The organism is Pseudomonas sp. NPDC090752 (genome assembly GCF_055584805.1).
Genome location: NZ_JBVJLI010000003.1, coordinates 55,042 through 70,363, shown reverse-complemented (window position 1 = coordinate 70,363; position 15,322 = coordinate 55,042). Strand labels below are relative to the sequence as shown.

The window sequence follows — 15,322 nt, the reverse complement described above, 5'->3', positions numbered from 1 at the left end:
TCCGACAATCGCAGCTTGCCTAGAATGTCGCCCGCCGCAAATGGCCCTGCCTCAGCAGTAGCGCGCATGCCCACTCGATTACCGCGTCTCGCACTCTACAGGTCGCACCCCGAGCTGATCCTCAACCTGGGCAGTTGCCTTGCCGTGCTCGCTATCGTGGCCATCGTCAGCTACCTGCTGGCGCGTGAGCGCGACAGCGTCGAGCAGTCGGCCATCCGCGCCTCCAACAACATCGTCCAGCTGATCGAAAGCGACATCCTGCGCAATGTCGAGCTTTATGATCAGTCCCTGCGCGGGCTGATCTGGGCCGTGCAGCACCCTGAATTGCTGCGGATGGCGCCGAAACTGCGCCAGCAGATCCTCTTCAACCAGACCTTCACCGCGCCGGTGCGCGGCGATATTCTTTGGATCGACGCAAACGGCGATGTGGTGGGCGACTCCACCAGCGCGACACCGCGCAAGGCCAACTTCGCCGACGCCGTGGACTTCCGTGCGCACCGTAGCGACCCCAATCTGGGGCTGTTCATTGGCCCACCGTTCAAGGCACGTCTCGGTGACCTCGACTGGTGCATCAGTTTCAGCCGGCGCATCTCCCACCCGGATGGCAGCTTCGCAGGGCTGGCCGCCGGGGCATTGCGCCTGTCCTATTTCAGCGAACTGTTCCAACGCCTGGACATCGGTGCCGAGAGCAGCATCAACCTGCTCAATGCCGATGGCCAGCTGCTTGCCCGGCAACCCTACCGCGAGCAGGACCCGCTGATCGGCACCAGCTTTGCCGACCGGCCGAACTTCAAGCGCATCCTCGGTGAACGCAGCGGCAGCTTCAGTGCCCGATCGAGCATTTCCGACAGGCAGCGGATGTACACCTTCGCCCGCGTGGCCGACCTGCCGCTGATCGTTTTGGTGGTTCATTCCGCCGATGAGGTGTTTCAGTCGTGGCGGCGCACTGCGATGGTCGTCAGCGTGGCCACCGGGGTTCTTTGCATCGCCATCCTCTGGCTGACCTTGCTGCTGGGACGAGAGCTGCGCCGCCGGCATGAAGCCGAACAGGGGCTGGCCACACTGGCCGCGACCGACAGCCTGACCGGCCTGGCCAACCGCCGTCGACTGGACCAGGTACTACGCCTGGAATGGGCGCGCGCGCAACGTAACCGCAAGCCGTTGGCCGTACTGATGGTAGATGTGGATCATTTCAAGGCATTCAATCAGCGCCACGGCCATGCGGGCGGTGACCATGCGTTGCGCGAAGTGGCCAAAGCTATCGAGCACTGTATCCGGCGCCCGGCGGACCTGGCGGCGCGCTACGGCGGGGAAGAATTTCAAGTGATATTGCCGGAGACCGAACTGCCCGGTGCACGGCTCCTGGCTGAGCGCATTCGCACCAGCGTCGAGGACTTGGCGCCGTTTGCCGACGATGCCCATTCAGTCACCGTCAGCATTGGCATCAGCGTCTATGTCCCCGGCACCCAGCAGGATCTGACGAGCGTGCTGGGTGCTGCGGACGAGGCGCTCTACCGGGCCAAGGCCAAAGGCCGTAACCGGGTAGAGGTTCCTGCGGATTAAGAGCGGGCGCGGGCAGCGTTGCGCAGTGCCTTTACCTGGTCGTGATTGCGTTGCACGCCTTGCAGCTGCTTCTCGACCACGGAGTAGCTCGGATCACTGACCGAGCGGCCCAGTTTGACCAACTTCTCGCGGGCTTCCTTGTACGCCTTGAGAGCGTGGTCCTCGCCGCGCTCCACTTCGTTGAGCACCGCTTCTTCATCCTTGCCGGTGACCATCGACTTGAGGTTGACCCAGCCACGGTGCAGGTCACCGCTGATGCTGGTGGAGGTTTCCGGATCGCCACCCAGGCGACGCACTTCGCTTTGCAACTCGCCTGCCGCATTGGCGCATTCGCCAGCACGCTGCACGAAGAAGGCTTTGAGTTCCGGATTTTTCACGTCGTCGGCGGAAGTCTTGAAGCCTTTCTCGCCGTCCTTGCTGTACTCGATCAGGTCGTTGAGCACATCGATCACGTCTTTGTTTGGGTTGCTCATGGCTGAACTCCTTGGCAGGTGATAGTCATGTAGACAAGAGCAGCCTTCGTGCCAAGTCATTGAGTTAAATTAATAGCTTATAAATCAATAACTTACGATATTCACATGAACATCGTAAATCGGCGTTCTGCATGATTGCCGCTTGGTCGCTCGTGCAGATTGCAGTATGGTCGGCGCACTTTCACTGCCAGGCACTGCCGATGAAACCGGAAACACTCGAACTGCTGGTGATCCGCACCATGCCCTTTGGCAAATACCAGGGTCGGATCATCGCCGACCTGCCGGGAGACTACCTTGCCTGGTTTGCGCGCAAGGGGTTTCCGGCGGGAGAACTGGGTGGGTTGTTGGCGTTGATGCACGAAGTTGATCACAACGGGCTGGGGGATTTGCTGGTGCCGTTGCGGCAAAAGCATAAGCGCTGAATCATTACCGGCCCCTTCGCGGGCGGTCCGACGTCTCGGCAAGCCCTCTCCCACAAAGCTCATGCACTGCCTGCAAGATCAGCAGAGAACCTGTGGGAGCGGGCTTGCCCCGCGAAAGGGCCTACGCATTCTAGATTTTCAACCCTTCACCGGCGCCACCGCCAACTCCACCTGCTCACTCTTCTTGATCAGCGCATACACCACCGCCGTCAGCAGGCTACCCGCGACGATCGCCAGCAGGTACAACAACGCATGGTTGATCGCATTCGGTATCAGCAACACGAACAGCCCGCCATGCGGTGCCATCAGCTTGCAGCCGAAGTACATCGACAGTGCCCCGGTCAACGCGCCGCCAGCGATGCTCGCCGGGATCACCCGCAACGGGTCCTTGGCAGCGAACGGGATCGCCCCTTCGGAGATGAAGCAAAGGCCCAGCGCCAGCGCCGCTTTGCCCGCCTCGCGCTCGCTCTGGGCGAACTTGCGGCGGGCCAGGAAGGTAGCAATGCCCAGGCCGATTGGAGGCACCATGCCGGCCGCCATGGTCGCCGCCATCGGCGCGTAGCTCGATGAGGCCAGCAGGCCCACCGAAAATGCATACGCCGCTTTGTTGATAGGCCCGCCGAGGTCGACGCACATCATCCCGCCGAGCAACAGCCCAAGAAGGATCGCGTTAGTAGTGCCCATGCTGTCGAGAAACTGCGTGAGCCCTGCGAGCATGGCCGCCACCGGCTGGCCGACCACGTAGATCATCACCAGGCCAGTGAACAGGCTGGCCAGCAGGGGGATGATAAGGATCGGCTTGAGTGCATCCAGACTGCTCGGCAGGCGCGCCCAGCGGGCAATCGCCTTGGCGCTGTAGCCCGCAAGGAAGCCGGCGACGATACCGCCGATGAAGCCGGCACCCAGGGTGCTGGCCAGCAGGCCACCGATCATGCCCGGGGCCAGGCCCGGGCGGTCGGCGATGGACCAGGCGATGTAACCCGCCAGCAACGGCACCATCAGCTTGAAGGCGGCCTCGCCACCAATCTGCATCAGCGCAGCCGGCAGGGTTCCCGGCTCTTTGTAGGCTTCGATACCGAAAACAAACGACAGGGCGATCAGCAAACCACCTGCGACTACCATCGGCAGCATGAACGACACCCCGGTGAGCAGGTGCTTGTACACCCCGGCCTTCTCGGGCTTGCCGGCGCTGGAAGTGGCTGCGGCGTCACCTGCGCTTTCCACTTTGCCGTCGGCCAGGGCCTTGTCCAGCGTGGCACGGGCCTGCTTGAGGGCGATGCCGGTACCACAGCGGTAGATGCGCTTGCCGGCGAAACGGGCAGTGGGCACTTCGATATCGGCCGCCAGCAACACCACGTCGGCTTCGGCAATGGCCTGGGCCGAAAGCGGATTGCGTGCGCCGACCGAACCCTGGGTCTCGACGGTGAGCTGATACCCCAGCTGTTGCGCGGCCTGCTGCAAGGCCTCGGCAGCCATGAAGGTGTGCGCGACGCCGGTAGGACAGGCGGTGACCGCGACGAACTTGACGCCCGCCGTGGCAATCGGTGGCTCGGCGTGATGAGTATCCACGTGTAGCTGGGCCTTGGCCGCCGCCTCGTCGAGGAAACCTTCACGGTCGGCCAGCGCCTGTGATGGTGTGCTCTGGTACAGGCGCTTGCCAGCAAAACGGGCCAGGTCCACGGGACCGGTACTGATCACCAGCACCCAGTCGGCATCGGCGATCTGCGCGGGCGTCAGCTGCCGCTCGGGGTGCTCGGCATCCTGCACTTCCACACTCGTGCTCCAGCCGCGGCGCTGGGCGGCAGCCGCCAGCAAGCGCGCGCTCAGCACGCTGGACACCTGGCCGTTGGGGCAGGCGGTGACAATGGCAATGTTCATCGGCAACCCTCTTGTTGTTCTGTCAGTTGCACGGCCGCTTCCAGGCGCGCCAAATGTTCGCGGTCACGGATACCGAAGCCGACCTGGGTCACGGCCTGGGCGGCGATGGCCGTGGCGCGGCGCAAGGTCTGCGCAGGTGCTTCGGCCAGCAGCAGGCCGTGAACCATGCCGGCCACCAACGAGTCGCCCGCACCCACGGTGCTGGCAACCCGCACCTGCGGCGGCTGGGCGTGCAGTAGCGGGCCAGCGGTGAACCAGCTGACGCCCTGCTCGCCCGCCGAGACCACCACGTGCTCGACACCGGTGGCCAGCAGCCGCTGGGCGGCGGCCTGTCGTTCGGCTGGGCTGTCTACAGACAGGCCGAGCACTTCGCCAAGCTCTTCGGTGTTCGGTTTGACCAGCCAAGGTGCACTTTGCAGGCCGGCGCGCAGGGCTTCACCACTGCTGTCCAACGCGACCTTGAGGCCCATGGTTTTCAACCGTTGGAGCAACTCACGGAACCACTCAGGGCTGATGCCACGCGGCAGGCTACCGGCCACCACCACAGCGTCATGCCCTGGTGCCCCCTGCTCGATCAGGTTCATCAGGGCAGCACGGGCGTCCTCGTCGATCTGTGGCCCTTGTCCGTTTACATCAGTAACCCGGCCATCCGCTTCGACCAGCTTGAGGTTGCTGCGCGTCTCGCCCGGCACACGCACGAAGCAGTCGGCAAAGCCGCGCCAGGCAATCAGCGCTTCGAACGGCTGCAGGTTGTCCTGGCCAAGGAAACCACCGACGGTCACGTCGTGCCCCAGGTCGGCCAACACCTGGGCGACGTTCAAGCCTTTGCCTGCGGCATGGCTGTGCTGGTCGTGGGCACGGTTTACGTGGCCTGGGCGCAGGGCGTCGAGGCTGACAGTGATGTCCAGCGCCGGGTTGAGGGTCAGGGTCAGGATCTTGGCCATTCAGTAACGCTCCACCAGCGCGCGAACCGCTGCGGCGCTGTCTTGTTGCAGGGCCTTACGCGCCAGGGCGCGGGCCGTCTGATGATCGGCCTGGCGAACCAGGGCTTTGACTTCGGCAATGCTGCGGGCAGCGACACTCAACTCGTCCACATCCAGACCCAGCAGCACCGCCACCGCTTGCGGGTCGGCGGCCAGTTCACCGCAAATGCCTACCCACTTGCCCTCGGCATGGGCAGCGCGCACGGTCATGTCGATCAAGTTCAGCACTGCCGGGTGCAGGCCATCGGCCTGGGCCGACAGGCTCGGGTGGCCACGGTCGATGGCCAGGGTGTACTGGGTCAGGTCGTTGGTGCCGATGCTGAAGAAGTCCACTTCGCGGGCCAGCTGTGGCGCCAGCAAGGCGGCGGACGGTACTTCGACCATGATGCCCAGTTGCAGGTCGGCGACCGGAATTTCCTCGCGCAGGCGCTCGACCATCGCGCGCGCCTCTCGCCATTCATGTACCTGGCCGACCATCGGGAACATGATCCGCAGCGGGCGTTGGTCGGCGGCACGCAGCAAGGCGCGCAACTGGTCTTCCATGATCTGCGGGCGCTGCAGGGTCAGGCGTACGCCGCGCACACCGAGGAACGGGTTTTCCTCGGCATCGATCGGCCAGTAGGGCAGCGGTTTGTCGCCACCCACGTCGAGGGTACGCACCACCAACGGCCGCCCGCCCAGGCCGTCGAGCACACGGCGGTATTCGGCTTCCTGGGTGGCAACATCTGGTGCCTGCGAGTGAGCCATGAAGATCAGCTCGGTGCGCAACAGGCCGACGCCTTCGGCGCCCTGCTCCACCACCTTGTCGATGCCGCTGCTCTCGCCGATATTGGCAAAGACTTCCACGGCATGGCCATCGCGGGTTACCGCAGGCTCGTGGCGATGGGCCCAGGCCGCTTGCAGGCGCTGTTCGCGTTGGTCGCGTTCAGCCAGCGCGCGTTGCAACTCGTCAGCCGCCGGTGCCACGCTGACCACGCCGCGCTGGCCATCGAGCAGCAGCGGTGTGCCAGGCTCGAGCAGCAGGATCGCTGCCCCCGCCCCGACCACCGCGGGAATCCCCAGGGCACGCGCGACAATCGCGCTGTGCGCCGTGGCGCCGCCATGGGCAGTAACGATGCCGGCGACCCGCGCCGGGTCCAGACGGGCAACATCGGAGGGGCCGACTTCGTCCATAACCAATACATAAGGTTGCTCGGGTTCAGCTTGGGCTTGCACACCGCAAAGCTGTGCCAGCACTCGGCGTCCGATATCGCGCAGGTCGGCGGCGCGCTCGGCGAGCAGGGCATCGTGCAGCGCCTCCTGCTGACGCGCCGCCGCTTCGATCACGGTCATCCACGCAGCCGCCGCACTTTCGCCCTGATTCAGGCGCAGCTCGACATCGTCGGCCAGCGCCGGGTCGGCGAGCATTTCCTGGTGAGTGACGAAGATTTCGCCGACGGCCTTGTCGCTGCGCTGCACCAGGGACTGTAATTCATCGTTGACCGCCTCCAGCGCTTGGCGCAGCTTGAGCCGCTCCTGAGCTGCAGACTCGCCACGCAACGGGTAGTCGATCTCACGCTCGACGCTGACATGCGCAGGGCCACTGGCAATACCGGGAGCGGCAGCCACGGCCTGGATACGGCTGCCTGCCGTGGGCGCTTGCAGCTTCTCCACAGGTGCGGCTGCAATCGGAACGGCAGTTTTCGGCAGCGGTTCGACCTCTTCGCCGAGGCCTTGCTCGATGGCCGCCAGCAACACCGGCAAGGCATCGCTGGCGATGGCTGGCTCGGCCAGCAGTTCCAGTTCCTGACCCCGTCGCGCGCCAAGGCTCAGCAACTTGCTGAGGCTCTTGACCGACACTGCCGGCTGCGCGCTGTCCAACACGCGGATGCGAATCTCGCCCTCAAAGCCCTTGGCCAATTGTGCGAGGATTTTCGCCGGCCGCGCATGCAGGCCATGCGGATTGGCCAGCACGATGCGCGCACTGGGCCAATCGGGCGCCGCTTCGCCACCAAGCACTTCCAGGACCGCGCGGCTGCTGGTGGCCTGGTACAGCGTCTGCCCGCGCCCCTCGATCAAGACTTCGCACAAGCGCTCAAGCAGCGCCTGGTGCGCCGCACCGAGGCTGGCCAGGCAGAACAGGCCATTGAGCGGCTGGTCGCGGTAGCGCAGCGGCTGCTGCGGGGTGATGAAGGCCAGGCCCGGCTGGCGAACCTGACGCTCGCTGTGCAGCCACCACAGGCCTTCGCCCAACGGCAGTGGCTCGGCCTGTTGCAGCACGGCGGCAAAACCGCTGTCGACACAACCGGCACGTTGCAACAGCCGCGCACCGCGCCAGGCCAATTCGTCGAAATCTTCAGCGGGCACATTCAAACCGACCAACTGGGCATCCAGCGCCAGCGCCTGCGGGGCGCCCTGCAGCAACTTGAGCAGCGCTTCGGCAGAACTGGCGCGGCGCAAGGCCTCGGCCAGGTCGGTTTCGCCCAGGGCGCGGGTCAGCAGTTGCAGCAGGCGCAGGTGTTCATCGGACCGCGCGGCGATGCCGATGGCCAGGTAGACGATCTGGCCATCACCCCAGTCCACGCCGTCGGGAAACTGCAGCAAGCGTACGCCCGTGGCATACACCAGGTCGCGGGTCTGCGGCGTACCGTGCGGGATGGCGATGCCCTGGCCAAGAAACGTCGAACCTTGCGCCTCGCGCGCCTGCAGGCCCTGCAAGTACCCTTCGGCGACCAGGCCGTCAGCGACCAGCCGCCCCGCCAGCAGGCGCAATGCCTCAGCCTTGTCGGCGGCCTTCTGGCCCATGGCTATCTGCTCATTGGCGAGCTCGAGCATGACCTTCTCCTTTTGCAGCCCCTGCGTGCACTTTTGCGCCGGGTACTGAGGTATTGTTGTGAAATTCACGTATTCAGCCAGTTCAACGGCCATGCACCAGCGGCCATCGAGGCAGAAAAATTAATAGCTGAAACGTTTAATCTGACCGAGTGGCCACGTTACTCGATAATCTTCCGGGGAAAAAGCCCCATCCTGTCGGACAATTGCGACAATGGTCGTCTGCGCGAAACGGCCAACCCGGGTCAAACTAACCGGTCTGGTTGTACAGCCAGCCCCGGTAATAACAAGGAAAATTCGGTGAAACTCAGCGATATCGCCCGTCTGGCCGGTGTGTCCGTGACCACGGCCAGTTACGTCATCAATGGCAAGGCCGAACAGCAGCGCATCAGCAGCAGCACCGTCGAGCGGGTGCGTGCGGTGGTCGAGGCCCACGGCTTCACCCCCAACCCGCAAGCGGCAGGCCTGCGCAGCCGGCACACGCGCACCCTCGGCTTCATTCTCCCGGATCTGGAGAACCCCAGCTATGCGCGCATTGCCAAGCAACTGGAACAAGGCGCCCGCGCCCGCGGCTACCAACTGCTGATCGCCAGCAGCGATGATCAGCCCGACATCGAGCGCCAACTGCAGCAGCTGTTTCGCGCCCGCCGTTGCGATGCCCTGTTCGTCGCCAGCTGCCTGCCGCCTGAAGATGACAGCTACCGCGAACTGCAGGAAAAAGGCCTGCCAGTGATCGCCATCGACCGGCGCTTGGACCCGGCGCACTTCTGTTCGGTCATCAGCGACGACCGCGATGCCAGCCGTCAGCTTGCCGACAGCCTGCTCGCCACTGCGCCACGCAGTATCGCCTTGATCGGTGCGCGTCCGGAGCTCTCGGTCAGCCAAGCACGCGCCGGTGGCTTCGACGAAGCCATGCAAGGGTTTGCCGGCAACGTGCGCCGCTATCAGGGCGAAGCATTCAGCCGCGAATGCGGCCAGCGCCTGATGCAGCAGTTGATCGATGAATTGGGCGGCCTGCCGGATGCCCTGGTGACCACCTCCTACGTACTGCTGCAAGGCGTGTTCGACACCCTGCAGGCGCGCCCGGCCGACTCGCGCCAGCTGCAACTGGGCACCTTTGGTGACAACCAGTTGCTGGACTTCCTGCCACTGCCGGTCAATGCCATGGCTCAACAACACGGCCAGATTGCCGCCACCGCTCTGGAGCTGGCCCTGGCAGCCATCGAGGAAAAGCGCTACGAACCCGGCGTGCACGCCATCGGTCGAACCTTCAAGCAACGCATCACAGCGGCCTGAACATGCGCCTGATCGACACCCACACCCACCTCGACTTCCCCGACTTCGACGCCGACCGCCCGCGCCTGCTGGCCAACGCGGCGGCGCGCGGGGTGGAGCGCATGGTGGTGCTGGGGGTGTACCAGGCGAATTTCCAGCGGGTGTGGGACCTGGCCTGCAGCGATGAGCGCATTCATGCGGCGCTGGGGTTGCATCCAGTCTATCTGGAGCAGCATCGCCCCGAGCACCTGGTGCAGTTGCGTGAATGGCTCGAACGTCTGCGCGGTGACCGAAGGCTATGCGCCGTCGGCGAGTTCGGGTTGGACTACTACCTCGAAGATCTCGACAAGCAACGTCAACAGGTACTGTTCGAGGCGCAGCTGCAGATGGCCTGCGACTTCGAGCTACCCGCCCTGCTCCACGTGCGCCGCAGCCATGCCCAGGTGATTGCCACCCTCAAGCGCTATAAACCAGCGCGGGCGGGGATCATCCATGCGTTCGCCGGCAGTTACGAAGAAGCGCGCGAATACATAAAGCTCGGTTTCCGGCTGGGGCTGGGCGGTGCAGCTACCTGGCCGCAGGCATTGCGGTTGCGCAAGACCCTGCCGCGCCTGCCGCTGGATAGCATCGTGCTGGAGACCGACTCACCGGATATGGCGCCGGTGATGTTCGCCGGTGAACGCAACAGCCCGGAGCATCTGCCGGAGATTGCCGAGGCGTTGGCTGAGGTGATGGGTATTGATGTGGACGTGTTGGCTGACGCCAGCAGCAAGAATGCCTGTGAAGTTTTGGGCTTCCTCTCTTAAGCAAAGCCAAGCGTGGGTTTTGCGTTGAAAAATCCTACAACCATTTAGGAATGGAACACCTCCTCTGAGAAGTGATTCCTCGCTAGTGTTTTGCCTTTGCTTTAGGGCACTCAATCGCTAGCCACTCGTTTGCCGGCATTATCGCGCGCCGACGGGTGAGGGGAACACGCATGCACATGGAATCCAATCCAAACAACAGGACAGGGCGTGCAACTATTAAGCATGACCTGAGTGAGCACCGCGCCAGCAGCTTGCTCGAGCCATCAGCATGGTCCGCAGACCCTGAGCATTCCACCACCGAAAACCAAGCTGAACTTACGTCGACGCCCGCTGGCTACCCAGCAGATCCAGATTTTCAAATTCGCGGCGGAATTAAAACCTGATGCTTGACGCTGCCATGCCCCTGTTTGGCCTGGTGATTCGCCTGCGAACCCTGGATGAATTGCCAAACATCAGAGATGTTCATCAGCAGGTGCGCATTCAAATCGACACTATTCGGGAAGAAATACGCCAGCATGGCTATGCGCCCGCTCAGCTGTTGGCGTACTCCTACGCCCTGTGCCTGCAACAGGTGGTCCGCCACCTGAACAGCGCCAGCCAACGAATCTACAACGGCGTGCACCTGGTCGAGTTGCAGGTGCAGATGAAGCTGGGCGAGTACTACGCCTTGCAGAGCGCGCACCTGCGCGAACTGCAAAACAGCGCCAGCGAGAAACTGGCCAAGGCGCGGACGAAGATGATGCCGCCGCTTCATGAAGTCATGGCGGCCGTGGAGAACAAGGCAAACAAGGTCAAGCCCATCATCCAGACCGGCTTGCTGAGCCTGGCGGTGCTCGACCCGAAGGTGGCGCACACGGTGGTCAACGTCAGCGTCTGGGTCGAAGGCACGGCCCATGAACTGCATGAACGCCCGGCCAGTGAGGTCAAGTTGAACGTCAATCAACTGGGGCCCGCGGCACAGATGACGCTGGTGGATCTCAAAGTGGCGGCAGGGACACTGGAGCCGAGTGCGCGCAAGTTGCTCGATGGCATGCGGATCAGTGCGGGGCAGGCTTCGCGGTTGGTGAGCGATGGATTTACCGGGTTGAGGGGGACCGGCAAAGGGTGGGAGTTGTTGTTATCCATCGGCGGGCTTTATTTATTAAATGACAGTCTTGGAAAGAATCTGAAAAAAGCGGAGGAAGAATTAGGGCCGAAGTCCAGTGAAGCCATAATGAGCTTATATGGATCGACCCTTGGAATCGTCGGCGGCAGCGTAGAGTTGATGGGCTTGATGATGCCCCGTAAAATAAATACAAAAATAGAAGCCTCTGCAGGCCGTGCCGTCGCCAAGTATGGCGCCACACTTAACGCGGCTGCAGGAATTTTCGAAGCTATTCAGGCAACAATCGCCGCGAAACGCGCTGGCGAAGCCGGTGATACAACCGCAAGAAATTACTATCGTGCTGCCGGAGCCTCGGCAGCAGTCGGCACTATTTTTGCTGTCATCGCCGTATCTGGTTCATTAGTAATCGGGGCATTGGGATTTTCTATAATCCTCACTTTTCTTGCTTACAGCTTCATGAAAGAAGCTGGCCAGCAGGAATCAACAGCATTAGAACAATGGGTTCGCCGCTGCTTTTTTGGGATAGCCAATGAAACCCCTCGCACCCACTAAAACTCACCATCCCATGCGAACATTGCATTTGCTGAGCTGAATGCGGTTACATTAGGTGTTACCGGAAAACTGCAGTTTGACAGCGCCTTCACCAATCAACCAATAAGCACCAAAATAGGTACGCCCATCAATCTAGAAATGCATCGACTCGTGAAGTTTAAAATCGAGTTACCTCGCTTCATCGATTCTATCGCCAGCTACCAGTGGGCACTTTTTGTACATCGACATGGGGATGAGACATACTCCGATCAAAACACTGGAGAAATGATAACTTCCAAAGCGCTCTGCCCTCCAAAATTCGACACTTGTGCAGAAAAGCCCCCCATAGAGCTTACAAAGACCCCCAACAATCAAGACTATAAAATTGACTCACTGGTAATTTCCGAATCTCGTCAAGAATCAAATTCAGCAAACCAAGAGCATTTGACGAAAACTTTTATCGGAAAATCAGAGCTAATGCCCGACTCCCCGCAACACAATATCACCTCAGTCTCCTTAGTTATAAAATACTGGCCTGATCGCACCCTACCGGCGGCTTACGTCGAAATCAGAGTCAAGGAGAGGAATTGGTGAGCATCACAGATCGGCAATTTGGTTGGCAGTACGACTTACCGTCGCCTAATACGAGTTGCACTCCAGCTCCCAGTGTTGCAACCCACCACCAAACCACGTAGACAATTGTTATCTCGAAATCCCTCGAACGCCTCTGAGAACCCGAGGACTCTTGCTAATGCTTGGATCTTCCTCGCTTTTGATCACCTTCACCACAATTTTTCTTATAGCTTACGACGATCCAAAATGGTTCTTTACACTCGACATCAGAACAATCGGATTTATGATATTTTCCGCTGCAACTTTATACGTAGGAGTACCTTCTATTCGTATAGACCTAGAGATGCCGCGCAATGAACCCATACGCTTTAACCGATTTCGTCGCAAAGTTTATTTTTACCAGTACAGATCCGAGCAAACCAATCCATTTGGCCGAAAAAAATGGGGGGTCAAACCCGTCATCTACCACTGGGATGACCTCACAGCTGAGGCGTATCGCACCTATGTACCCCTGGGCTATGGTGGGCTGAAAGAACGGGTAATGATATCAATCCAGAAACCTGAAACGAACGAGGTGATTGACCGCGTTTTTCTCTGTGACAATATAGAGAAAGGTGAAAGTTATTGGGCTGCTGCAAGGGCCTTTATGGAAAGTGGGCCTGAGGCACTTCCCGATTTCGCCCATCCGCCAATAGACTGGGATGAATTTCAGAGCCCTGGTCCTTGGGAAAATGCTACTCATAGAAATCCATTTGACCGAATGGCGCCAAAGGTTTCTTGGCCCGAAGAAATGGACCTGGAATCCCGAACCGCCCCCAGCCCTGGAGAGCAGTCATGAAACCTGTCGTACTGGTCGGCCACGTCCATGACTGTCCAATCCATGGCAAAACCGTCGTGAAAACGGGCAGCCCGACTTACACCTTCAAGGGCAAGGCCGTAGCGAGGGTTGGCGACAGGACGAGTTGCGGGGCTGTGATAGTCAGTGGCTCGGCTAATTACACGATTGAGGGAAAGGCTGTGGCGCGCCTGGGGGATCGTACCGATCATGGTGGAGAACTGATTGAAGGAGCTACTGGCTGGCAGCTTGAATGACCGGCCAGCACATGACAGGGGCGGTACTAGCTAAACCTTGAACGCCCCAATCAACCGCTTCAACTCCACCACCTGCTCCGACAACGCCCGGCTGGCGTCCTCGGTCTGGCAAGCCCCAAGGGTGGTGTCCTGTGCCGCTCGGTTGATTGCGACGATATTCTGATCGATATCATGGGCCACCGCTGTCTGCTGCTCGACCGCCGCCGCAATCTGCTGGTTCTGCTCGACGATGCCGCCGACCGCGCCAAGGATATTGCCCAATGCCTGTTGCACCTGGCGCGCTTCATCGACCGTGCCTGCAGCCATCTGGTGGCTGCTGCCCATGGCTCGCACCGCTGCGCCGACACCGTCCTGCAGGCGTTGGATCATCTGCGCGATCTGCGCAGTGGAATCCTGCGTGCGCTTGGCCAAGGTGCGCACTTCGTCGGCGACCACGGCAAAGCCACGCCCCTGCTCGCCAGCCCTGGCGGCTTCGATAGCCGCATTGAGCGCCAGCAGATTGGTCTGTTCGGCGATGCTACGGATGACTTCCAGCACTTGGCCGATTGCCAGACTATCGTCCGCCAGTTGGTTGATCGCCACCACTGTCTGGTCTATTTCGGCGGCCAGCCGGTCAATATTGCCTTGCTGGCTTTCCACCAGCGTGCGGCCATTGGCGCTTTCGCGATTGACCTGCTGCGCGCCATCAGCAGCCAAGCCAGCACTGCGCGCCACTTCCTGGGCGGTGGCGCTCATCTGGTTCATCGCCGTGGCGACCTGCTCGATCTGTTCACGCTGGCCGCTGACGGCCTGGTTGCTGCGTGTCGACACTGCCAAGACTTGGCCGGCCTGCGCCTCGACGGCTACCACGGTATGGCCGACCTGGTCGATAAGGCCGCGGATGCGACGCACGGTTTCACTGAAACCCTGGGCCAGTTCCCCCAGTTCATCGCGGCTGTGTGCCTGGAAGCTGACGGTCATGTCACCTGCTGCCACCTTGTCCATCGCGCCGCCCAACTTGCGCAGGGTGGTGCGGGTCGAGACGTAGAACCCGCCATACAGATAAACGATCAGCGCGAACACGCCGGCCAGCACTGCGGCCAGGGCAAGCATGCGCAGGTGCTGCTGGGCTAGGCGATCCTGCAATTGGCCCTGCAGATGACCGAGGATCGCCTCGTTAAACTGGTGGGTGCTGGCCATCAACTCGCTGGCCTGTTGATAAAAGGCCGGCCAAGGCGCATCCAGGGTTTCTGCAACCACCACCTGCTCTTCGAACCATGCAGCGGCTTGCCTGATGGAAGTCTTACTGCGTTCAGCCGCATCAGCCAGGCCGTTTCTGAGGCCGGAGTCACTGGCCAATGCGTCATCCACGCGCAGGCCATAGTCGGCCGCCAGACGCTCCAGTTGCTGCAACAGGTCTTCAAAGCGAGCGCTGCCGGACGAGTCGATAAAACCTCGACCAAGCGCGATGGCACCCATCGCCCTGCCCTCGCCCAGGGCCTGGGTCACCTGGGCCGTGGCCGTACCGAGCAACTCGCTCAACTGCCGCACTGAAGCCTGGTTGTCCTGATTGAGGCCGGACTGGCTCGCCACCAGCTTGTTCAACACCTGCGCTTGCGTGAGCAGTCGCTCGACCAGGGCGACCTTGTTCTGCAAGGACGATTCGGCTGCAGCGCTGGTGAAGGCGCCGGCCAGCTCTTCGAGTTTGGCTTGGGGCACGGCATCGTGACCTTGCAGGGCCTGCAGCTGCGCTTGAACCTTGTCCTGCAAAGCGGCGATGCGTGTCTCTACATCCCCTGCCTGGCCTGACTGACCGAGCACGGCGTTAATT

The 15,322-nt window shown here is 61.5% G+C and carries 11 protein-coding genes and 2 pseudogenes; 7 read left to right on the top strand and 6 right to left on the bottom strand.

Annotated features, from left to right (window positions below; translation table 11 throughout):
- Positions 1-66: 66 nt before the first annotated feature.
- A complete protein-coding gene (locus ACZ6YA_RS05555; protein WP_465896067.1) occupies positions 67-1,563 on the top strand; it encodes a diguanylate cyclase in 1,497 nt (498 codons plus the stop codon).
- Here ACZ6YA_RS05555 and ACZ6YA_RS05550 read toward each other — a convergent pair.
- Positions 1,560-2,036 carry a ferritin-like domain-containing protein gene (locus ACZ6YA_RS05550; RefSeq protein ID WP_465896065.1) on the bottom strand — a complete coding sequence of 159 codons (477 nt, stop codon included), beginning with the start codon at positions 2,034-2,036 and terminating at the stop codon, positions 1,560-1,562. The two genes, ACZ6YA_RS05555 and ACZ6YA_RS05550, sit on opposite strands and share 4 nt — an antisense overlap.
- A 200-nt stretch (positions 2,037-2,236) precedes the next feature.
- Here ACZ6YA_RS05550 and ACZ6YA_RS05545 point away from each other — a divergent pair, with 200 nt between their 5' ends.
- Complete coding sequence (locus ACZ6YA_RS05545) at positions 2,237-2,458, top strand: DUF3820 family protein (RefSeq protein ID WP_400798084.1); 222 nt, start codon at positions 2,237-2,239, stop codon at positions 2,456-2,458.
- 138 nt (positions 2,459-2,596) lie between these two features.
- On the opposite strand, the gene ACZ6YA_RS05540 is transcribed toward ACZ6YA_RS05545, so the two are convergent.
- From ACZ6YA_RS05540 to ptsP, 3 genes are read right to left on the bottom strand one after another with little or no spacing between them, the layout of a single operon-like run.
- On the bottom strand, positions 2,597-4,336 hold the full coding sequence (locus ACZ6YA_RS05540) for a PTS fructose-like transporter subunit IIB (protein WP_465896062.1): 1,740 nt from the start codon (positions 4,334-4,336) through the stop codon (positions 2,597-2,599).
- A complete protein-coding gene (gene pfkB / locus ACZ6YA_RS05535) occupies positions 4,333-5,280 on the bottom strand; it encodes a 1-phosphofructokinase (protein ID WP_465896060.1) in 948 nt (315 codons plus the stop codon). Before pfkB ends, ACZ6YA_RS05540 begins: the two co-directional genes overlap by 4 nt.
- On the bottom strand, positions 5,281-8,133 hold the full coding sequence (ptsP, locus tag ACZ6YA_RS05530; protein WP_465896058.1) for a phosphoenolpyruvate--protein phosphotransferase: 2,853 nt from the start codon (positions 8,131-8,133) through the stop codon (positions 5,281-5,283). It lies immediately after the preceding gene.
- Positions 8,134-8,430: 297 nt separating this feature from the next.
- Here ptsP and cra point away from each other — a divergent pair, with 297 nt between their 5' ends.
- The 5 genes and pseudogenes from cra to ACZ6YA_RS05505 all read left to right on the top strand — a co-directional run bounded on the left by cra (position 8,431) and on the right by ACZ6YA_RS05505 (position 13,512).
- Entirely contained in the window at positions 8,431-9,426 is a 996-nt protein-coding gene (cra, locus tag ACZ6YA_RS05525; RefSeq protein WP_465896056.1) for a catabolite repressor/activator, read from the top strand.
- Between the two features lie 2 nt (positions 9,427-9,428).
- Positions 9,429-10,211: a TatD family hydrolase gene (locus ACZ6YA_RS05520; protein WP_465896054.1), complete on the top strand. Its 783-nt coding sequence runs from the start codon at positions 9,429-9,431 to the stop codon at positions 10,209-10,211.
- 176 nt (positions 10,212-10,387) lie between these two features.
- A pseudogene (locus tag ACZ6YA_RS05515) lies at positions 10,388-10,776 on the top strand (DotU family type IV/VI secretion system protein); the annotation flags it as partial.
- A 1,822-nt stretch (positions 10,777-12,598) separates the two neighbouring features.
- Positions 12,599-13,258, top strand: a complete 660-nt coding sequence (locus ACZ6YA_RS05510; RefSeq protein WP_465896052.1) for a DUF6708 domain-containing protein — start codon at positions 12,599-12,601, stop codon at positions 13,256-13,258.
- A complete protein-coding gene (locus ACZ6YA_RS05505; RefSeq protein ID WP_465896049.1) occupies positions 13,255-13,512 on the top strand; it encodes a PAAR domain-containing protein in 258 nt (85 codons plus the stop codon). The genes ACZ6YA_RS05510 and ACZ6YA_RS05505 overlap by 4 nt, the downstream gene beginning before the upstream one ends.
- A gap of 30 nt (positions 13,513-13,542) precedes the next feature.
- Here the strand turns inward: ACZ6YA_RS05505 and ACZ6YA_RS05500 are convergent, their stop codons facing one another.
- Positions 13,543-14,247, bottom strand: coding sequence for a methyl-accepting chemotaxis protein (locus ACZ6YA_RS05500; RefSeq protein WP_465896447.1), 705 nt, complete (start codon positions 14,245-14,247; stop codon positions 13,543-13,545).
- 153 nt (positions 14,248-14,400) lie between these two features.
- Positions 14,401-14,604 (bottom strand): annotated as a pseudogene (locus ACZ6YA_RS05495) (HAMP domain-containing protein); the annotation flags it as partial.
- Between the last annotated feature and the right edge of the window lie 718 nt (positions 14,605-15,322).

What these genes read in the sequence shown, in the direction of transcription:
- ACZ6YA_RS05500 (WP_465896447.1), bottom strand. Translation starts at nt 14,247, where the DNA reads ATGAGCGCCACCGCCCAGGAAGTGGCGCGCAGTGCTGGCTTGGCTGCT.
- ACZ6YA_RS05545 (WP_400798084.1), top strand. Translation starts at nt 2,237, where the DNA reads ATGAAACCGGAAACACTCGAACTGCTGGTGATCCGCACCATGCCCTTT.
- ACZ6YA_RS05505 (WP_465896049.1), top strand. Translation starts at nt 13,255, where the DNA reads ATGAAACCTGTCGTACTGGTCGGCCACGTCCATGACTGTCCAATCCAT.
- ACZ6YA_RS05550 (WP_465896065.1), bottom strand. Translation starts at nt 2,036, where the DNA reads ATGAGCAACCCAAACAAAGACGTGATCGATGTGCTCAACGACCTGATC.
- ACZ6YA_RS05555 (WP_465896067.1), top strand. Translation starts at nt 67, where the DNA reads ATGCCCACTCGATTACCGCGTCTCGCACTCTACAGGTCGCACCCCGAG.
- ptsP (WP_465896058.1), bottom strand. Translation starts at nt 8,133, where the DNA reads ATGCTCGAGCTCGCCAATGAGCAGATAGCCATGGGCCAGAAGGCCGCC.
- pfkB (WP_465896060.1), bottom strand. Translation starts at nt 5,280, where the DNA reads ATGGCCAAGATCCTGACCCTGACCCTCAACCCGGCGCTGGACATCACT.
- ACZ6YA_RS05520 (WP_465896054.1), top strand. Translation starts at nt 9,429, where the DNA reads ATGCGCCTGATCGACACCCACACCCACCTCGACTTCCCCGACTTCGAC.
- ACZ6YA_RS05510 (WP_465896052.1), top strand. Translation starts at nt 12,599, where the DNA reads ATGCTTGGATCTTCCTCGCTTTTGATCACCTTCACCACAATTTTTCTT.
- ACZ6YA_RS05540 (WP_465896062.1), bottom strand. Translation starts at nt 4,336, where the DNA reads ATGAACATTGCCATTGTCACCGCCTGCCCCAACGGCCAGGTGTCCAGC.